The sequence below is a fragment of the Massilia alkalitolerans DSM 17462 genome, assembly GCF_000427785.1.
Taxonomy (GTDB): domain Bacteria; phylum Pseudomonadota; class Gammaproteobacteria; order Burkholderiales; family Burkholderiaceae_D; genus Telluria; species Telluria alkalitolerans.
Window position 1 is genome coordinate 1 of record NZ_ATYR01000030.1, and the last position, 18,524, is coordinate 18,524.

Here is an 18,524-nt window from a genome sequence, read left to right on the forward strand (position 1 = left end):
CTGTATGGCCCACGTCGCGAAGCCGCCGTGCCCAATAGTGGGCACCACCACAGCTCTCCATGCCGATCAGGCAGGGCTCGATACGCGTGAAGAACTCCATCATTTCCCTACGCTTGAGCTGCCGTTTTACTCGAACCTCACCTTGCTCACCTATGCCGTGGACCTGGAACGCATCCTTTGCCAGGTCGATGCCAATTGTCGTAATCTTCATGATGACGCCCCCCTCGATGTCGTGGTCAGTTGACACTTCCACTTTGGCACATCGATGCCGTTTCGGGAGGGGGCGTCCATCCCATTGCCTTATTTTTTGGCGGGCGGCGGGCCGAAATCCGAGCCGCGGTCGAACACCACTTCCCACTGCCCCGGCGCCCTCAGGCGCCAGATCGAATTGAAGCGCCCGATGCGCTGCCCGGCCGCGTTGTAGATCGGCCCACCGCTATAGGCGAGCGTGCCCGATGCCACCACTTCCACCTCTTCCGGCTCCCAGGAAAACGGCGCCTGCGGCTTGTCGTAATACTGGCGCCAGCCCCTGGCGATCGCCCCCTTGCCGCGCAGCGGCCCCTCGGCGCCGAAAAAAATCGCCTCGTCCGCGATAAAACGCTTGAAGGCGTCGAAATCCCGCGCTTTCATGGTGGCGGCGAATCCACGTTCCGCTTCCATGACCTGGCGCTTCAGGTCGATATTCGAATCGCGGGCATTACCGGCGGCTGCAGCCAGCATCAGGCATGCAGCAAGAAGAGAAAGCGAACGCAGGCGCATCTGGGTTTGTCTCCTGATCTGTGTACGGGCTTTTATTAAGCTTTTTTCTATACAGCAAGATCAATAATTCTGTCACGGTCGCGCAAAGCTTACAACCAGCAGTTGCAATCGGTCCGGAATTGGAGTATAACGAGTCCAATTACGGAGAATTATGATGAGCCTAGCCTACTCCTACCCGAAAAGCCGTTTCGAACCGGCAGTCCTGGTCGACCTGAATTCACGGGCCGAACGCGAGCGTCTGTCGCGCTCGGCGTTGATGGGCTTCTTCAAGCTGGTCGCAAGCTGGCAGGTGCGCGACGACGATGCGCGCGAGCTGCTCGGCGGCCTGTCCTCGTCCTCCTATTACGACTGGAAGAAGAACCCGGACCGGGTGCTCGAGGTCGACCGCATCACGCGCATCTCCTACCTGCTGGGCATCTACAAGGCCCTGCACATCCTGTACGGCGACAAACTCGCCGACGAATGGGTCCACCTGCCCAATACCAACCCGGTGTTCGCCGGCCGTAGCCCGCTGGCCTACATGCTGGCCGGCGGCCTGATCGCCATGCAGACGGTGCGCAAGCTGCTGGACGCGCGCCGCGGAGGTCTCTGACCTTGCCGCTGCATAAAATCACCCAGCTGCGCCAGTACGATACCTGCCGCCTGATTCCGTCCCGCTTCGCCGACGTCGAGGATTCCGTGCTGGCGCCGCTGGCCGAGAACGACGCCGTCCTGCGCGACCTGTTCGACCTCGACAACGCCACCAACGAGCGCCTGCGCGGCGAGTCCGGCCTGCTGCCGGGAATCGGGATGGACGAACTGGTGTTCGGGCTGCCGAACTTTCGCATCATCAATGCGGCCTTCACCTACGCCCGCCCGGAAGGCAGCCGCTTCAACGACGGCGAGCGCGGCGCCTGGTATTGCGCCTTCGCGGCCGATACGGCGCTCAGCGAAGTCATTTTCCACAAGACGGTCGAGTATGCCGAGATCGATCGTTTCGACGACAGCGTCAGCTACCAGATGCTGCTGGCCGACTTCAGCGCCGGCTTCCACGACCTGCGCGGCATCGATGCATATAAAGCCTGCCTGGATCCGGATAGCTATATCGCCTCGCAGGCGCTGGCGGCCGAGCTGATGGAGCAGGGTTCGATGGGCGTCATCTACCCGAGCGTGCGGCATCCGGGCGGCACCAACCTCGCCTGCTTTCGCCCCGCACTGGTGGGCAATGTGCGCAAGGCGCAGACCTATCGGTTAACATGGGCGGGCTCGCCGCAACCGGCGGTCGAGATCACTTAGTTTTTGAATGCGTATGAAGACCAATCCCGAAAAAGACCTGGAGCTGCACGACAAGATCAACCGCGAAACCGGCCGCGTCAAATGGAGCGAGCTGGAACGCCATTTCGCCAGCGGCACGGTGATCTACGTCAGCGAGGAACTCGACCTGATCGACGTGGCCCTGCGCATCGCGCACGACGACAAGGACAGCGTGGGCAAATGGATGGCGGCGGGCACGGTGGCCAAGGTCAGCGACCTGCAGGCGCAGACCTGGACCGCGTCGGATGCGACGCTGTGGGCCGCGGTGGTGAGTCCGTTCGTGCTGGTGCAGCCGGAGAAGAAATCGCTGCACTAATAGGAGCTAGCGCTGCTCTAACAAACTTGGGTTCCCGCCTTCGCGGGAACGACGTAGCAAACAGTGTTGGCCTTAAGACCGTCATGCCCGCCACTGGCGGCCATGACTCCCGGCGCAGGCCTGGCGCAGGCCGGGATCCAATTTAGCTGCCCCCCCTAGCGCTTCCCCTCGGCGCGGTGCGTGAGCGCATGCGCCGCCCGCCGGAAATACTGCCCCGCCTTCTCCGGGTCCTTCTCCATCATCCCGAGCTGCTGCCACGCTTCCGGATAATCCAGTTGTGTGGCCTCATGCAGCCAGCGCCGGGCGGCGGCCTCGTCCTTCGGCACGCCATCTCCTTCGAGCAGCATGTTCGCCAGCAGGAACATCGCTTCCGGCATCCCGCGCGCGGCCGCCACGCCCAGCCAGTGCGCGGCCAGCGCCGCATCGCCGCCGTCGCGGTACATCATCCCGCGCCGCAGGGCGATATCGGCCTCGTCGCCATGCTGGGCCATGGCCGGCCGGACCAGCATCGATGCGGCCAGGACCGCGAGGATCAAACGCTTCATTTCGACAGGTCGATCGCGTACAGCGCCGTGCCCTTGCCGCGGCCGTCATCGTCCGCGATCTGGCTCACGTTGTGCAGGCCGGCCTCGCGGGCCAGATGGAGCATGCCCGGCGCCGACGAGAACACCACGCGCCCCGCCGTCTTCACGGGCGTGAAGCGCCAGCTGCGCGCCGATGCATGGGCTGCGCGCGTCAGCGTCTTCGCCGCGCGCACGTAGGCGATCAGGAGGTCGCGGTTGTTGTCGGGCGAAGCGATCACGGTCTTGCTGCCGTCCAGGCCCGGGAAGTGGCCGCCGCCGCTGGCGCGGTAGTTGTTGGTCGCAACCAGGAACTCCTGCTCCGCCGCCACTGGCTTGCCGCGCCAGGACAGGTTGCGGATGCGCTCGCCCGGCGCGCGCGTCACGTCGATCTCATAGGAGACGTCCGGCGAGGTCAGGGCATCGAAGTTGTAGCTCGGCACAGCCAGGTTGACCAGCGCCTGCGGCTCGGGCTTGGCCGGGTCGATGGTCTGGAAGCGCTGCGCCGCCTTCTCCAGCCAGGCCTTGAGCCCCGCGCCGTTCACCTTCACCGCGTACAGCGAATTCGGGTACAGGTAGAGGTCGGCGGCATTGTTCAGGGCCAGGTCGCCGGCCTTGACGTCGGTGTAGTCGGCCGGGCCGGCCACGCCGCTCTTGAAGGGCGCCGTCACCGACAGCACCGGCAGGTCCTTGTACTGCGGCAGGCTGGCGGCCACGTACTTCAGCACGTACTCGGTCTGCGCCTGGTTGACGACCTGCAGGGCCGAGATGTCGCCCACGTCGGCGAAATAGCTCGACATGCGGAAGGAGGTCGAGCCGACCGGCGTCTTCACGTAGCGGATGGTCGCTTCGTGCTCCTCCTTCACCAGGGCCATGACGGCCGGGTCGGCGTCGACGTAGCTCTTCGCCCCGGTCTGCGCGGCGCGCGCCTCGACCCGCGTCTTGTCCTTCTCGACGATCCAGCGCTTGCCGTCGTGCTTCAGGTGCAGGCCGATGACGCCCAGGTGCTTGCCCCACAGGTTGGCCATCACGGTCGGCACGCCGTGCACCAGACCCCTGGCCTTGTCCACGCCCGGCAGGTTGAACTGCGGCACGGTGCTGTCGGCACTCGGGAACAGCTGGTGCGAGTGGCCCAGCAGCATGGCATCGATGCCTTCCACCTTGGCCAGGTGCCAGTTGGCGTTCTCCATGGTCGGGGTGTACGGGCTGGCGTCCAGGCCGCCGTGCGAGATCGCGATGACCAGGTCGGCGCCTTTCCTGCGCATCTCGGGCACGTATTTCTGCGCGGCCTCGAGCACGCCGGTGGTGTGCACGCGGCCCTCGAGCCAGCGGCGGTCCCATTCCATGATGGTCGGCGGGGTGAAGCTGATGATGCCGACCCGCACGATCGCCTTGACCGGCTTGCCCCTGGCGTCGAGCGCGCTGACTTCCTTGTCGATGATCGCGTAGGGGCTGAACAGCGGCTTTCGGGTCTTGGCGCTGTAGACGTTCGCCAGCACCATCGGGAAGGCCGGCCCGGCGCAGCGCTTTGGCTGGTCGACGCCGTCCACCTGGAAGCGGTTGCCGGTCACCTGGCTCAGAAAAGCCAGGCCATAGTTGAATTCGTGGTTGCCCACCCCGGCGCCGTCGTACTTCAGCGCGTTCATGATCTTGTAGATGCCCAGGGTTTCGTCGCAGCGCAGCGGCTTGACTTGCGCCTGGTAGTCGGCCAGCGCCGTGCCCTGGATGGTGTCGCCATTGTCGAGCAGGAAGGTGTTCGGGAATTCCTTGCGCGCCTGGTGGATCAGCGTGGCGGTGCGGTCGAGGCCGTGCGACGGCTCGGGCGCCAGCTTGTAGTAGTCGTAGCCGACCAGGTTCGAATGCAGGTCGGTCGTCTCCAACACGGCCAGCAGGGCGGTGGTGCCGGCGGCGGGCGCCTTGGCTGCTGCGGCTGCAAGCACGGGAAGGCTGAGGAGCGCCGGGGCGAGCGCGATGCAAATTTGGTAACGCAAGTGGATGGCCATGGGGTGTGCGGTGAACAGAACCGGGGGATGATATGCCAGCACCATGCTCGGTAGCAAGCAAGGCCAATCGTGCCCGCCGGCCCGATGCCGTCCTGGGGTATAATCGAAGGTTCGATTCAACGCCAGTTTAACCCCCTTAGAAGACTACCAAGACCATGGAAGCTGAACGCATCAACGCCATCTCCGCCCTGCTGAACGACCTGACCAGCCGTGAAGCCGAACTTCGGAGGTATCTTTGACTTCGATCGCAAGTCAGAGAAACTAGAACAGGTCAACCAGGAACTCGAAGACCCGTCCGTCTGGAATGACCAGAAGCGGGCCCAGGACCTCGGCAAGGAAAAGAAGGCGCTGGAAGGCGTCGTGCTGACGCTCGAGAAAGCGCGCAACGACCTGACCGACGCTGCCGACCTGTTCGAGATGGCGAAGGACGAAGGCGACCACGGCACCCTGGAATCGATCGGCGGCGATGCCGAAGAGATCCAGAAGATCATCGAGGCGATGGAATTCCGCCGCATGTTCAGCAATCCGATGGACCACGCCAACTGCTTCATCGATATCCAGGCCGGCGCCGGCGGCACCGAAGCCCAGGACTGGGCCTCGATGCTGCTGCGCCAGTACCTGCGCTACTGCGAACGCAAGGGCTTCAAGGCCGAGATCCTGGAACAGTCCGAGGGTGAAGTCGCGGGCATCAAGACCGCCACCATCAAGGTCGACGGCGAGTACGCCTATGGCCACCTGCGCACCGAGACCGGCGTGCACCGCCTGGTGCGCAAGTCGCCGTTCGACTCGGCCAACGGCCGCCATACCTCGTTCACCTCGCTGTTCGTGTACCCGGAAGTCGACGACTCGATCGAAATCGAGATCAACCCGGCCGACGTGCGCATCGACACCTACCGCGCATCGGGCGCGGGTGGCCAGCACATCAACAAGACCGACTCTGCGGTGCGCCTGACGCACGCGCCGTCGGGCATCGTGGTGCAGTGCCAGAACGACCGCTCGCAGCACCGCAACAAGGCCGAAGCCTGGGACATGCTGCGCGCCAAGCTGTACGAACTCGAACTGCGCAACCGCATGAGCGAGCAGCAGAAGCTGGAAGACTCCAAGACCGACGTCGGCTGGGGCCACCAGATCCGCTCCTACGTGCTGGACCAGTCGCGCATCAAGGACCTGCGTACCGGTTTTGAAACCGGCAACACCAAGAACGTGCTGGACGGCGACCTGGACGACTTCATCTCCGCCTCCCTCAAGCAGGGCGTGTAATCGATGACGACCGCACCACGCGCCTTCGTGTTCGACATGGACGGCACCATCGTCGACAACATGGCCTTCCACACCGACTCGTGGCTGCGCTTCTTCGCGCTGCGCGGCCAGGCCCTCGATGCGGATGAATTCTTCCGTGCCACGGCCGGCCGCCAGGGCCGCGAAATCATGCGCAGCTACCTGGGCGAGCACCTGACGGACGACGAACTCGCCCTGCTCGACCACGAGAAGGAATCACTCTACCGCGAACTGTACGCGCCGCACCGCAAGGCGGTGGACGGCTTCGACGCGCTGATTGCGCAGGCGAAGGCGCAGGGCGTGAAGCTGGCCGTGGGCACCGCCGCGCCGCCGGCCAACGTCGAGTTCACCCTCGACGGCCTGGATTTGCGCAAGCACTTCGATGCGATCGTCGGCGCGCTTGACGTCGCGCGCGGCAAGCCACACCCGGACGTGTTCCTGAAAGCGGCCGAGCTGTGCGTCGTAGCGCCCGAGAACTGCATCGTGTTCGAAGACGCGCCGCTGGGCGTGGAAGCTGCGCGCCGCGCGGGCATGAAGTGCGTGGTCCTGACGACCACCCTGCCCGCCTCCAGCTTCGCCGGCTTCGACAACGTCATCGCCATCGTGCGCGACTTCACCGAACTGAAGGCCGACCTGCTGTTCGCCTAACAACCAACAAAAACTGTCTATCCAATCATGACTACGGAAAACCAAGAGCAGACGCCGGTGCCGGCGCTCGATGAAAACAAGATCATGGCCGAGCGCCGCGCCAAGCTGGCCGCGCTGCGCCAGCAGGGCAATCCCTTCCCGAACGACTTCGTCCCGCAGGACAAGGCCGCCGACCTGGTCGAGACCTACAACGGCAAGACCCGCGAAGAGCTGGAAGCCGAGCCGGTGAACGTGGTGCTGGCCGGCCGCATGATGCTGCGCCGCGAAGCCGGCAAGAAGGCCGCGTTCGCGACCCTGCAGGACAGCTCGGGCCCGTCGGCCAGCGGCCGCATCCAGATCTACATCACTGTGGATTCCGCCGGCGAAGAGGCGATGGAAGCCCTGCGCAGCTACGACCTGGGCGACATCCTGGGCGTCGAAGGCACCTTGTTCAAGACCAAGGTCGACGAGCTGACCATCAAGGTCACGGAGTTGCGCCTAATTGCGAAATCCCTGCGCCCGCTGCCGGACAAGTTCCACGGCCTGGCCGACCAGGAGACCAAGTACCGCCAGCGCTACGTCGACCTGATCATGAACGAAGACACGCGCCGCACCTTCAAGGCGCGTACCGCCGCCATGTCGTCGATGCGCCGCTTCATGGAAAAGAACGGCTTCATGGAAGTCGAGACCCCGATGCTGCACCCGATCCCGGGCGGCGCGGCGGCCAAGCCTTTCATCACCCACCATAACGCGCTCGACATGGAAATGTACCTGCGCATCGCGCCGGAGCTCTACCTGAAGCGCCTGGTGGTGGGCGGCTTCGACCGCGTGTTCGAGATCAACCGCAACTTCCGCAACGAAGGCGTGTCGGTCCGCCACAATCCGGAATTCACGATGATGGAATTCTATGCGGCCTATACCGACTACAAGTGGATCATGGACTTCACCGAGCAGGTGATCCGCCAGGCCGCGATCGATTCGAACGGCAGCGCCGTGCTCACCTATGGCGGCCGCGAACTGGACCTGTCCAAGCCCTTCCAGCGCCTGACCATCGTGGAAGCGATCGACAAGTACGCACCGGGCTACACCCAGGAGCAACTGAACTCGATGGACTTCCTGAAGCAGGAACTCCTGAAGTTTGGCGTCAAGCCTTTCGCCACCTCCGGCCTGGGCGCGCTGCAGCTGGCGCTGTTCGAAGAAACCGCCGAAGCCCTGCTGTGGGAACCGACCTTCATCATCGACTACCCGGTCGAAGTGTCGCCGCTGGCGCGCGCCTCGGACAGCCGTGAAGGCATCACCGAGCGCTTCGAGCTGTTCATGGTGGGCCGCGAGATCGCCAACGGCTTCTCGGAGCTGAACGATCCGGAAGACCAGGCCGCGCGCTTCCTGTCGCAGGTGGCCGCCAAGGATGCGGGCGACGACGAGGCGATGTTCTACGACGCCGACTACATCCGCGCGCTGGAATACGGCATGCCGCCGGCCGGCGGCTGCGGCATCGGCATCGACCGCCTGATGATGCTGATCACCGACTCGCCGAACATCCGCGACGTGCTGCTGTTCCCGCACCTGCGCAAGGAAGACTGAGCGTTCGACTAGCGCGTTAAAAAAGGCGGCCTGCGCAAGCAGGGCCGCCTTTTTTTATCGATCTACGCCGCTTACTGGACGATGGTGTAGCAAGGCGTATACGCCTTGCCCGGCAGTTTCATCCGGCTATGCTCCACGAACGATGCCAGCAGCGCATCCATCGGCTCCATGATCGCGCTCTCGCCCTGAATCTCGTACTTGCCGTGCTGTTCGATCGCGCGGATGCCCTCTTCCTTCACGTTGCCGGCAACGATGCCCGAAAACGCCCGGCGCAGGTTTGCCGCCAGCAGGTGCGATTCCTGGGCGCGGTGCAGCTTCAGGTTGCGCATGTTCTCGTGGGTCGGGCGGAACGGCTTCTGGAACTCCGGATCGATCTTGAGGCGCCAGTTGAAGTAATACGCGTCGCTGTGCGCCTTGCGGAATTCGCGCACCTTCTGGATGCCGGCGTACATTTCCTTCGCCACTGCCTCGGGATCGTCGATGATGATCTTGTAGCGCTTTTGCGCAGCTTCGCCGAGCGTCAGCCCGATGAAATGGTCGATCTGCTCGAAATACGCGCCCGCCGTCGCCGGGCCGGTGAAGATCAGCGGGAACGGCACTTCCGCATTTTCCGGATGCAGCAGGATACCCAGGATATACAGGATTTCCTCGGCGGTACCGGCGCCGCCCGGGAACACGATGATGCCGTGGCCGGTGCGGACAAACGCCTCGAGGCGCTTCTCGATGTCCGGCATGATGACCAGGTCGCTGACGATCGGGTTCGGCGATTCGGCCGCGATGATGCCCGGCTCGGAAATGCCGAGGTAACGCCCGCTGCGGATGCGCTGCTTCGAGTGCCCGATGGCGGCGCCCTTCATCGGGCCTTTCATGGCGCCCGGGCCGCAGCCGGTGCAGATATCCAGCTCGCGCAGGCCGAGCGCATAGCCGACCTCTTTCGTATAGGTGTACTCGACGCGGTTGATCGAGTGTCCGCCCCAGCACACCACCAGGTTCGGACTGCGCTGCGGCTGCAGCACATTGGCATTGCGCAGGATGTGGAATACCGCGTCGGTAATGCCTTCCGGGCGGTTCAGGTCGAATTTGGGATTGGAGGTAATATCGAAATGGACGTAGACGATATCGCGCAGCACCGAGAACAGGTGCTCGTGGATACCTCGAATCATCTTGCCGTCTACGAAGGCATGCGCGGGCGCACTGCGGATGTCGAGCTTGATGCCGCGCTCGCGCTGGAGAATGCTGATCTCGAAATCGCGGTAGCGTTCGAGCAGCTCCTTGCCGTCATCGATCGAGCTGCCGGTATTTAATACGGCCAGTGCGCACTTTCTGAATATGTCATACAAGCCGCTCTTGCTGGTGTCGAGCAGCTTGGCGACTTCGGCTTTCGACAGGACTTCGAGGCGGCCTTCCGGAGAGATGAGAACATCGACAACATCTTGGGTCATGGTTTTGTTTTCCCTTTCAATCGGTAATACGGATTGGCCTGTTTGCCAATATACGCCAAAGTGCAACACTTTGCGCCCCGATTGAGGGCATTCCATGACGTGGCGCGCACTGCGGGGGAGCGTGTTTACCACAAGCCGAAAAAGTTCGCTTGTGATGAGGGATTTACACTAAAATGCGTGCCTATTGGAATTTCCGGCATACAGATATTCCACCAAAAAAATCGTCGTTACATATAACTATTTCGGGAGGAACCGCATGAGCGGTGCAGCTACTTCAGCCAAGGGACCGATCCCAGAATTCAAGCAGATCATGGGCCATCCAGCTCCGTTGTGGATGCTCTTCATGACCGAATTCTGGGAACGCTTCGCGTTCTACGGCATTCGTTGGGCCCTGGTGCTCTACATCGTCGCCCAGTTCTATGGCGGCGACGCCGTCGGCCAGGCCGACGCCAACCTGACCTACGGTTCCTACCTCGCGCTGGTGTACGCCGGCGCGGTCCTCGGCGGCTACGTGGCCGACCGTGTCATCGGCTATCAGCGCTCGATCCTCGTCGGCGCGGTCTTCATGGCGGCCGGCCTGTTCATGATCACCCTGCCCGACCAGGACATCTTCAAGTTCGGCCTGGCCACCATCATCGTCGGCAACGGCATGTTCAAGCCGAACATCTCGGCCATGGTCGGCCAGCTGTACTCGATCGACGATACCCGGCGCGATTCCGGCTTCACCATTTTCTACATGGGCATCAACGCGGGCGCGTTCTTTGCGCCGATCGTGACCGGTGAGCTGGCCGAGCGCCTCAGCAACGGCGCCGTCCCGGCCTACAAGGCAGTGTTCTTCGCCGCCGGTATCGGCATGGTGCTGGCCCTGGTGTGGTTCTACATCGGCCGCAAGCAGCTCAAGGGCATCGGCGCGCCGGTCGGCGAACTGGCCAGCCCGAAGCGACTGATCGGCGTCGTCATCGGCTCGCTGCTCGTGATCCCGGTCGTGTACTTCCTGCTGCGCGCCGGCGCCGCCAACCTGCAGATCGTCCTGTCGATCATGTTCGTGATCCTGGCGCTGATGCTGATCGTGGAGGGCGTCCGCGAGGGCAAGGTGTCGCGCGACAAGACCATCGCCATGATGATCATCTTCTTCTTCAACATCCTGTTCTGGTGCTTCTTCGAGCAGGCCGGCAGCTCCTTCACCTTCCTGGCCGACCAGATCGTGAACCGCAATATCGGCGGCTGGGAAATGCCGGTGGCGTACTTCCAGTCGGTGAACTCGGTGGCCATCATCCTGCTCGCGCCGGTCATTGCCGCGATCTGGGTCGCGATGGGCAAGCGCAACGCCAACCCGTCGATCCCGCGCAAGTTCGGCCTGGGCATCATCATCAACGGCCTCGCCTTCGGCCTGCTGATGTACGCGCTGTCGAACCTGCTGGATCCGGTTGGCCAGATCCCGGCCTGGACCCTGCTGGCGGTGTACACGATCCAGTCGATCGGTGAGCTGTGCCTGTCGCCGATCGGCCTGTCGATGGTGACCAAGCTGGCCCCGACCCGCCTGGTCGGCCTGGGCATGGGCGGCTGGTTCCTGTCGACCGGTATCGGCAACAACCTGTCGGGCATCTTCGCCTCGCACGTCTCGGGCGAGTCGGGCATGTCGGTGGCGTCCGCGCTGAGCGGCTACACCTCGGGCTTCTGGATCCTGCTGGTCGGCGGCGTGCTGCTGTTCCTGCTGGCCCCGCTCATCCAGAAACTGATGCACGGCGTGAAGTAAGCGTCGAACGCTCCATATGACAACGGCGGCCTGCGGGCCGCCGTTTTCGTTGGCGACGACGGCGTCAGCGCCGGTCCAGCGTCGCCTCCATCGCGCGCATCTCCGCCACCATCCACTCCCTGAAGCGCTGCACCTTGAGCATGTGCTCCTTGTGCGGATTGACCAGGAAGCGGTAGCCGCTCTCGAAGCGTGCGCTCCTGCAGGGAATCTGGCGCAGCGCGCCGGACTGGATGTCCTCGAAGGCGATCCCGTAGGGCACCAGCGCCACCCCCTGCCCCGCCACTGCCGCCTGCACCAGCACGCCCCAGTGCGTGTACACGCGCGAAAAGTCGTACTTGCCCTTGAGCGCGCGGTTCTCGTTGAGCAGCTGCAGCCAGGCCTCGGGCGATTGGACCACCAGCAGGTGGTGCTGCGGCAGGTCGGCCAGCAGCAAGGCGTCCTGGCCGGGCGCCAGCAGTTCGGGGCTGTAGACCGGCACCAGGCGCTCGCGGAACAGCACCGACGGATCGCCCTCGACCACCGGTCCGTAACGGATCGCCACGTCGGTGCTGTCGGCCTGCAGGTCGACCGGCGCGTCGTTCGAATCGATCCGGATGTCGAGTTCCGGATACTGCTTGGTGAAGCGGTGCATGCGCGGCACCAGCCACTTGATCGCGAACGAGTGCGTGGTCGAGATCCGCAGCACCGCCTCCTCGTCGCCGCGCTGCAGCGCCGCCACCTTGGCGCGCAGGTCGGCCAGCATGCGACCGGTGGCAATCGCCAGCTCCTGTCCCTTCTCGGTCAGCGCAATGTGGCGCGGATGCCGCACGAACAGCGGAAATCCGATGTTTTCCTCGAGCTGCTTGACCTGCAGGCTGACCGCCGCCGGGGTCTTGTGCAGTTCGCGGGCAGCCAGCTTGAAGCTGCCCCAGCGCGCGGCGGCGTCGAAGTCGATCAGGCCGGACAGGCTGCGCAAGGGCTTCATGCCGCCTCCATGCATAAGTTTTTCTTATTCAATGTCAGTACTTTTTCTCGTTTGATGGTTTTTGCTGCTTTGCAGAAAATATACGCGATCCTACAAGGAAAAGTCATGCCAAAGAATATATTGGTGATCGGCGGTACCCGTTATTTCGGCAAACTCCTGGTGCAGCGCCTGCTGCGTCTTGGGCACCGCGTGAGCATTGCCACCCGCGGCTATGCGCCGGATCCCTTCGGCGACCGGATCACCCGCATCCGCGTCGACCGCCGCAACGAACATGCGATGCGCAACGCCTTCCGCGACCTGTCCTTCGACATCGTCTATGACCAGATGTGCTATTCGCCGCTGGACGCCGCGATTTCGGTGCGTGTCTTCGCCGGTAAGGTGGGGCGCTACGTCATGACCTCGACCATCGACGCCTATCGCGAGCTGGCGCCGCGCGATGCGGCCTTCCTCGAGAGCGACCTGCCGGTACTGGCCCAGCGCATCGACACCGCCTATCCCTGGCACGACCCGGCGCGCGCGATCGAATGCTACGTCTCGGGCAAGATCCAGGCCGAAGCCTACCTGGAGCGCGACGGCAGCCTGCCGCTCGCGACCGTGCGCCTGGCCCACGTGCTCGGCGGCCCCGAGGATTTCACCGGCCGGCTGGCCCACTATGTCGACCTGGTGCGCCTGCGCGCCACCCTGCCTTATGCGAACGCGGGTGCCAAGGTCTCGTTCATGGAAGCCCAGGAAGCGGCCGACTTCCTGCTGTGGACCGGCATGCAGGACTTCCGCGGCCCCGTCAACGCCGCCTGCGACGGGGCGCTCTCGAGCTTCGACCTGCATGCGCGCGTGGCCGCGGTGCTCGACGAGACGCCGCGCACCGCCAAGGTGGCGCCGGCAGGACCGGGCGTGCTGTCGCCATTCGATTTCGCCACGCCTCTGGCGCTCGACACCTCGCGTGCCAAGGCGCTTGGCTACCGCTTCGGCCATACCAGGGACTGGTTGGACGATGTGATTCGTCACCACGACCTGGCCTTCGTCTGAATTCAAGCTGCTTGAACGCGTGGGCAAGAAACTTGCCCACCCTACAAAAACAACGGCCCGGAATCTTCCGGGCCGTTTGCTTTAGCGTTTCGCTTTTTCCCGCGCCACCCAGTACAGCAGCGCGATGATCAGGCCGTAGGGAATCAGGGTCAGCAGGTTGGCGTTCGGCCCCGCGAAGAACGGGTTCGAGGCTTCCGCCCAGGTGGCCATGCTGCTGTCGAAGTCGGTCAGCACGCCGGCGGTGATGGCGATGATGATGCCGGCCAGCGCGCCGCCGGCGATATAGCCCGACGCCAGCAGCGTGCCCGAACTGCGGTCCCCTGCTGCCTGGCGCTCTTCGGCGTTCAGCTTCTCGTACTGCGGCAGCTGGTTGTTGCGGCGGTCCGCCAGCCAGCGCACCATGCCGCCCACCGCGATCGGCAGCGTCGAGATCAGCGGCAGGTAGACGCCCACCGAGAAGGCCAGCGCGTGCACGCCGGCCATCTCGAGCACCACCGAGATCATCACGCCGAACAGCACCAGCGTCCATGGCAGCTCCTGGTCGAGGATGCCCTTGATGATGTAGGACATCAGGACCGCCTTCGGCGCATCGTACTTCTTGACTTCGGTGCCGTCCGGACGGACCTTGTGGGTGCCGTTGATGCCCGGATCGACCAGGTAGGCCAGGCTGCCGTCGGCGGCCACCAGGTACTTGCCGGCCGGGCCGCCCGCGGTGTCGGTCTTCTGCCAGACCTTATAGGTGTTGGCGTCGCCGGCGGCCTGCGGGCCGTGCAACTGCGCGGTTTCGGTCAGCTTCGAGGCATCCACCTTCAGGCCCGGCGCGACTTGCGCGGCCGGCACGTACACGGTGCCCGCCTCGTTCAGCTTGAGCAGGATCGGTCCCAGGATCAGGGCCGAGGCCAGGGCGCCGCACAGGATCGCGTACTGCTGCATGCGCGGGGTCGAGCCGACCAGGAAGCCGGTCTTCAGGTCTTGCGAGGTGGTGCCGGCATTGCTCGCCGCGATGCAGACGATGGCGCCGACCGACAGCGCGGTGACGTAGTACTGGCCGCCGGTCCAGCCCATCACCAGGAAGATCAGGCAGGTGAACAGCAAGGTGGCCACCGCCATGCCCGAGATCGGGTTCGAGGACGAGCCGACTTCGCCGGTCAGGCGCGAGGACACGGTGGCGAACAGGAAGCCGAACACCAGGATCAGGAGCGCGCCCAGCAGGTTCATGTGCAGCGGGGTGGCCACGGTGATGATGGCGATGATCGCCAGGCAGCCGATCAGGACCCACTTCAGCGGAATGTCCTGCTCGGTGCGCAGCGCGTTGTCGGCGGCCGCGCCCGCGGCCCGGCTCTTGCTCATGCTGGACAGGCCGCCCGTCAGGCCGCTCCAGATGGCCGGCATCGAGCGCGCCAGGGCGATCAGGCCGCCGGCCGCCACCGCGCCCGCGCCGATGTACAGCACGTAGGCGTTGCGGATGTCGTCCGGGCCCATGTCGCGGATCAGGGTGGTGGCGGGCGCCAGCGGCACCGTGAGGAGCTCGCCGAAGAAGGCGATCATCGGGATCAGGAGCAGATAGGACAGCACGCCGCCGGCCGCCATCGTGAGGGCGATGCGCGGGCCGATGATGTAGCCCACGCCGAGCAGCTCGGGCGAGACTTCGGCGCCGGCCGAGCCGCCCTTGAGCGGGCTGGCGAATTCGAAGTTGACGTAGTCGCGCCAGCCCTTGAAGGACACGCTCAGGGTCTTGTACGCCAGGCCGATGCCGAAGCCGCCGAAGATCAGCATGGCGCGGCGCTTGGCGTCGCGTGCGGCATCGGAACCGTCTTCGCGCGCCTCGCCCGCCGCGGCGCGCGAGGTCTCGGTGGCCGCGGCCTTGAGCACCTCGGCGCAGGCCGTGCCTTCCGGGTACTTCAGTTCGCGGTGGGCGTCGACGATCATGGTGCGGCGCATCGGGATCATCATCAGGATGCCCAGCAGGCCGCCCAGCACGCCGACCAGCATCACGCGCGAGATCTCCAGGTCGAAACCGAGGATCATGATCGCCGGCATGGTCACGCCGAGGCCGAAGGCGAGCGATTCGCCCGCCGAGCCGGCGGTCTGCGTGATGCTGTTCTCGAGGATGGTCGATTCGCGGGCGCCGAACTTCTTCGCCGTGTGGAACAGGGTGATGGCGATGACCGCCACCGGGATCGAGGCGCTCACGGTCAGGCCGACCTTCAGCACCAGGTACAGGGAGGACGCCCCGAAGATCATGCCCAGCACCGTGCCCATGATCAGGGCGCGCAGTGTGAACTCGGGCAGGTTCGCGCTGGCCGGGATATAGGGCTTGAAGCCGGACGCGCTGGTGTTGGAAGGTGAATCGTAGGGCATGGGTGTTCCTCGGGTATGCACGCTTGGGTAAAACCGAAGGCGTGACTATCGCATATGCCGAAATGGAATGAAAGCAGTTTGAAGCGGTAGAATGCGCGGGATACAATGCACCGCAATGCTCGGTACTTACGAGCGTTCTTCGAGAGTAGTCAGTGACCAAGCCTGTTACCCCGCCGTCCCAGTCGCCCGCCAGGCGTCCCCGCCGTCTCCGGATGTTCCTGTTCTTTGTCCTCGCCGCCCTGGTCGGACTGGCGGCCGCCGTTGCCATCTATGCCATGACGGTGGTCCTGCCGAACGTGCCGAAGATCGATGCGGTGCTCGATTACCAGCCCAAGATCCCGCTGCGCGTGTACACGCTCGACAAGCACCTGATCGGCGAATTCGGCGTCGAGCGGCGCGACTTCGTCACCATCGACAAGATCCCGACGCGCATGAAGCAGGCCCTGCTCGCCATCGAGGACGCGCACTTCTACCAGCACCAGGGCATCGACTGGCGCGGCGCCATGCGCGCGGTGTACACCAACCTGCGCGGCGGCTTCGGCTCGGGCGGCGCCTCGACCATCACGATGCAGGTGGCGCGCAATTTCTTCCTCTCCAAGGAGAAGGTCCTGTCGCGCAAGATCACCGAAGTGGCGCTGGCCTACCGCATCGAGGACGCGCTCACCAAGGACCAGATCCTCGAGCTGTACATGAACCAGATCTTCCTGGGCAACCGTTCCTACGGCTTTTCCAGCGCGGCGCGCAGCTACTTCGGCAAGACCCTCGACGAGCTGACCCTGGCCGAAACCGCGATGCTGGCCGGCCTGCCGCAGAACCCCTCGCGCCACAACCCGATCGCCAACCCGAAGCGCGCGCAGCAGCGCCAGCACGTGGTGCTCGAGCGCCTGCTCAAGCTCGGCCAGATCAGCGAGCCCGAATACCGGCAGGCCCTGGCCGAACCGCTGCGCATCCGCCGCGGCGGCCAGGTCTTCGAAACCAAGGCCGACTACGTCGCCGAACTGGCGCGCCAGGCCGTCTTCGCCCAGCTCGGCGAGGGCGCCTACGAGCGCGGCATCGTGGTGACCACCACCATCCTCAAGGCCGAGCAGGACGCCGCCTACGAGTCGGTGCGCCGCAACGTGCTCGACTACGACCAGCGCCACGGCTACCGCGGACCCGAGGCGCGAGTCAACCTGCCGCAGGACCCGCTCGAGCGCGAGGAAGCGGTCATCGAGGCCCTGCAGAAGCGCACTCCCAGCGACGGCCTGCTGCCGGCGGTGGTGCTGGCGGCCTCGCCCCAGGCGGTGCGCGTCGAGCTGCTCAGCGGCGAGGAAGTGACGATCGAGGGCGCCGGCCTGAAGTTCGCGGCGCGCGGCCTGGCGGCGAATGCGAAGGAAACGCTGCGCATCACGCCGGGCGCCGTGGTCCGGATCAGCCAGCGCAAGGAAAAAGGCAAGGAGAGCTGGGCCATCACCCAGGTGCCGCAGGTGGCGGCCGCCTTTGTCGCCATCGACGCCGATACCGGCGCCTACCACGCGCTGGTGGGCGGCTTCGACTACAACCTGCAAAAGTTCAACCACGTGACCCAGGCCTGGCGCCAGCCGGGTTCGGCGATCAAGCCCTTCGTGTACGCGGCCGCGCTGGACAAGGGCTATTCGCCGGGCACCCGCATCCTCGACGAGCCGCTCGACATGCCGGGCGAGAACGCCGGCCAGACCTGGTCGCCGCAGAACGACGACGGCGTGTTCGACGGACCGATCACGATGCGCTACTCCCTGACGCATTCGAAGAACGTGACCACCGTGCGCCTGCAGCGCGCGCTCGGCACCGACTACACCCACGACTACCTGGGCCGCTTCGGCTTCGACCTGCCGAAGCACCCGAAGAACCTGACGCTGGCGCTGGGAACCGGCGCGGTGACGCCGCTGCAGATGGCCGGCGCCTACGCGGTGTTCGCCAACGGCGGCTACCGCGTCAAGCCTTACCTGATCGCCGAGATCCGCGACGGCAACGGCAACATCCTGCAGGAGAACAAGCCGGCCGCGCGCCAGGACAGCGACCGCGTGCTCGATCCGCGCAATGCCTTCGTCCTGAACTCCATGCTGCGCGACGTCACCCGCTACGGCACCGGGGCCGCATCAAGCAGGCAGCTGGGACGCACCGACATCGCCGGCAAGACGGGCACCACCAGCGACGCCATCGACGGCTGGTTCGCCGGCTACGGCGGCAAGGTGGTGGCGGTGGCCTGGATGGGCTACGACGAACCGCGTTCGCTGGGCGGGCGCGAATTCGGCGCCACCCTGGCGCTGCCGATCTGGATCGACTACATGCGCGTGGCCCTGGCCAAGGTCCCGCCGCAGGAAGAACAGCTGGAGCCGGAAGGCGTGGTGCGCGAGGACGACGACTGGGTGTTCGAGGAATTCGTCGAACGGCCGGATCTGCGCGCGATCGACATCGACCCGGGGCTCGACAATCCGCCGGTGGAGGTGGATCCGGTCACGGGCGAGCCGGTCACGCCGGCGCCGCCAACGCCCCCGCCTCCCCCTCCGCCGCCTGCGCCATCCTCGCTGTTCTGA

General features: G+C 64.8%; 15 protein-coding genes and 1 pseudogene. 9 read left to right on the top strand and 7 right to left on the bottom strand.

Annotated elements, in window-relative coordinates; genetic code table 11:
- Together YWC_RS33615 and YWC_RS0122380 are read right to left on the bottom strand one after the other, a co-directional pair.
- A pseudogene (locus YWC_RS33615) lies at window positions 1–211 on the bottom strand (IS110 family transposase); the annotation flags it as partial.
- A gap of 89 nt (window positions 212–300) precedes the next feature.
- Window positions 301–720, bottom strand: a complete 420-nt coding sequence (locus YWC_RS0122380) for a YybH family protein (protein ID WP_229413166.1) — start codon at window positions 718–720, stop codon at window positions 301–303.
- A gap of 193 nt (window positions 721–913) precedes the next feature.
- Here YWC_RS0122380 and YWC_RS0122385 point away from each other — a divergent pair, with 193 nt between their 5' ends.
- Genes YWC_RS0122385 through YWC_RS0122395 form a run of 3 tightly spaced genes read left to right on the top strand, consistent with a single transcriptional unit; the run spans window position 914 to window position 2,368 of the window.
- Window positions 914–1,351, top strand: a complete 438-nt coding sequence (locus YWC_RS0122385; protein WP_027867396.1) for an antitoxin Xre/MbcA/ParS toxin-binding domain-containing protein — start codon at window positions 914–916, stop codon at window positions 1,349–1,351.
- A gap of 2 nt (window positions 1,352–1,353) precedes the next feature.
- On the top strand, window positions 1,354–2,034 hold the full coding sequence (locus tag YWC_RS0122390) for an RES family NAD+ phosphorylase (protein ID WP_027867397.1): 681 nt from the start codon (window positions 1,354–1,356) through the stop codon (window positions 2,032–2,034).
- 13 nt (window positions 2,035–2,047) lie between these two features.
- The gene (locus YWC_RS0122395) at window positions 2,048–2,368 is read left to right on the top strand and encodes a DUF2288 domain-containing protein (protein ID WP_027867398.1); all 321 of its coding nucleotides are present in this window, start codon (window positions 2,048–2,050) and stop codon (window positions 2,366–2,368) included.
- A gap of 155 nt (window positions 2,369–2,523) precedes the next feature.
- Here the strand turns inward: YWC_RS0122395 and YWC_RS30390 are convergent, their stop codons facing one another.
- Complete coding sequence (locus YWC_RS30390; protein ID WP_051306664.1) at window positions 2,524–2,913, bottom strand: tetratricopeptide repeat protein; 390 nt, start codon at window positions 2,911–2,913, stop codon at window positions 2,524–2,526.
- A complete protein-coding gene (locus YWC_RS0122405) occupies window positions 2,910–4,931 on the bottom strand; it encodes a bifunctional 2',3'-cyclic-nucleotide 2'-phosphodiesterase/3'-nucleotidase (protein ID WP_036215505.1) in 2,022 nt (673 codons plus the stop codon). Before YWC_RS0122405 ends, YWC_RS30390 begins: the two co-directional genes overlap by 4 nt.
- 155 nt (window positions 4,932–5,086) lie before the next feature.
- Between YWC_RS0122405 and prfB the strand changes: the two genes are divergently transcribed.
- The 3 genes from prfB (at window position 5,087) to lysS (ending at window position 8,420) form a co-directional block, all read left to right on the top strand.
- Window positions 5,087–6,191 (top strand): peptide chain release factor 2 gene (gene prfB / locus YWC_RS0122410; RefSeq protein ID WP_156923845.1). Its coding sequence is split into 2 segments (ribosomal slippage): window positions 5,087–5,167 and window positions 5,169–6,191, totalling 1,104 coding nucleotides; the frame shifts between segments, so codons are not numbered across the junction.
- A gap of 3 nt (window positions 6,192–6,194) precedes the next feature.
- On the top strand, window positions 6,195–6,857 hold the full coding sequence (locus YWC_RS0122415) for an HAD family hydrolase (protein ID WP_027867401.1): 663 nt from the start codon (window positions 6,195–6,197) through the stop codon (window positions 6,855–6,857).
- Window positions 6,858–6,884: 27 nt separating this feature from the next.
- Window positions 6,885–8,420 (top strand): lysine--tRNA ligase, encoded by a 1,536-nt coding sequence (gene lysS, locus YWC_RS0122420; protein ID WP_027867402.1) that lies wholly within the window; start codon window positions 6,885–6,887, stop codon window positions 8,418–8,420.
- 71 nt (window positions 8,421–8,491) lie between these two features.
- Here lysS and ppnN read toward each other — a convergent pair whose 3' ends face one another.
- Window positions 8,492–9,862 carry a nucleotide 5'-monophosphate nucleosidase PpnN gene (gene ppnN / locus YWC_RS0122425; protein ID WP_027867403.1) on the bottom strand — a complete coding sequence of 457 codons (1,371 nt, stop codon included), beginning with the start codon at window positions 9,860–9,862 and terminating at the stop codon, window positions 8,492–8,494.
- Between the two features lie 310 nt (window positions 9,863–10,172).
- Here ppnN and YWC_RS0122430 point away from each other — a divergent pair, with 310 nt between their 5' ends.
- Window positions 10,173–11,618 (top strand): peptide MFS transporter, encoded by a 1,446-nt coding sequence (locus tag YWC_RS0122430; RefSeq protein ID WP_443093624.1) that lies wholly within the window; start codon window positions 10,173–10,175, stop codon window positions 11,616–11,618.
- 64 nt (window positions 11,619–11,682) lie between these two features.
- Here the strand turns inward: YWC_RS0122430 and YWC_RS0122435 are convergent, their stop codons facing one another.
- The gene (locus YWC_RS0122435; RefSeq protein ID WP_036215510.1) at window positions 11,683–12,582 is read right to left on the bottom strand and encodes a LysR substrate-binding domain-containing protein; all 900 of its coding nucleotides are present in this window, start codon (window positions 12,580–12,582) and stop codon (window positions 11,683–11,685) included.
- Between the two features lie 105 nt (window positions 12,583–12,687).
- Between YWC_RS0122435 and YWC_RS0122440 the strand changes: the two genes are divergently transcribed.
- Window positions 12,688–13,608 carry an NAD-dependent epimerase/dehydratase family protein gene (locus tag YWC_RS0122440; protein ID WP_027867406.1) on the top strand — a complete coding sequence of 307 codons (921 nt, stop codon included), beginning with the start codon at window positions 12,688–12,690 and terminating at the stop codon, window positions 13,606–13,608.
- A gap of 81 nt (window positions 13,609–13,689) precedes the next feature.
- On the opposite strand, the gene YWC_RS0122445 is transcribed toward YWC_RS0122440, so the two are convergent.
- Window positions 13,690–15,969 (bottom strand): OPT family oligopeptide transporter, encoded by a 2,280-nt coding sequence (locus YWC_RS0122445; RefSeq protein ID WP_027867407.1) that lies wholly within the window; start codon window positions 15,967–15,969, stop codon window positions 13,690–13,692.
- Window positions 15,970–16,181: 212 nt separating this feature from the next.
- Here YWC_RS0122445 and YWC_RS30395 point away from each other — a divergent pair, with 212 nt between their 5' ends.
- Window positions 16,182–18,524: a penicillin-binding protein 1A gene (locus YWC_RS30395; RefSeq protein ID WP_051306665.1), complete on the top strand. Its 2,343-nt coding sequence runs from the start codon at window positions 16,182–16,184 to the stop codon at window positions 18,522–18,524.

What these genes read in the sequence shown, in the direction of transcription:
- YWC_RS0122380 (WP_229413166.1), bottom strand. Translation starts at nt 720, where the DNA reads ATGCTGGCTGCAGCCGCCGGTAATGCCCGCGATTCGAATATCGACCTG.
- YWC_RS0122385 (WP_027867396.1), top strand. Translation starts at nt 914, where the DNA reads ATGAGCCTAGCCTACTCCTACCCGAAAAGCCGTTTCGAACCGGCAGTC.
- YWC_RS0122395 (WP_027867398.1), top strand. Translation starts at nt 2,048, where the DNA reads ATGAAGACCAATCCCGAAAAAGACCTGGAGCTGCACGACAAGATCAAC.
- YWC_RS30390 (WP_051306664.1), bottom strand. Translation starts at nt 2,913, where the DNA reads ATGAAGCGTTTGATCCTCGCGGTCCTGGCCGCATCGATGCTGGTCCGG.
- YWC_RS0122405 (WP_036215505.1), bottom strand. Translation starts at nt 4,931, where the DNA reads ATGGCCATCCACTTGCGTTACCAAATTTGCATCGCGCTCGCCCCGGCG.
- YWC_RS0122415 (WP_027867401.1), top strand. Translation starts at nt 6,195, where the DNA reads ATGACGACCGCACCACGCGCCTTCGTGTTCGACATGGACGGCACCATC.
- lysS (WP_027867402.1), top strand. Translation starts at nt 6,885, where the DNA reads ATGACTACGGAAAACCAAGAGCAGACGCCGGTGCCGGCGCTCGATGAA.
- ppnN (WP_027867403.1), bottom strand. Translation starts at nt 9,862, where the DNA reads ATGACCCAAGATGTTGTCGATGTTCTCATCTCTCCGGAAGGCCGCCTC.
- YWC_RS0122430 (WP_443093624.1), top strand. Translation starts at nt 10,173, where the DNA reads ATGGGCCATCCAGCTCCGTTGTGGATGCTCTTCATGACCGAATTCTGG.
- YWC_RS0122435 (WP_036215510.1), bottom strand. Translation starts at nt 12,582, where the DNA reads ATGAAGCCCTTGCGCAGCCTGTCCGGCCTGATCGACTTCGACGCCGCC.
- YWC_RS0122440 (WP_027867406.1), top strand. Translation starts at nt 12,688, where the DNA reads ATGCCAAAGAATATATTGGTGATCGGCGGTACCCGTTATTTCGGCAAA.
- YWC_RS0122445 (WP_027867407.1), bottom strand. Translation starts at nt 15,969, where the DNA reads ATGCCCTACGATTCACCTTCCAACACCAGCGCGTCCGGCTTCAAGCCC.
- YWC_RS30395 (WP_051306665.1), top strand. Translation starts at nt 16,182, where the DNA reads ATGTTCCTGTTCTTTGTCCTCGCCGCCCTGGTCGGACTGGCGGCCGCC.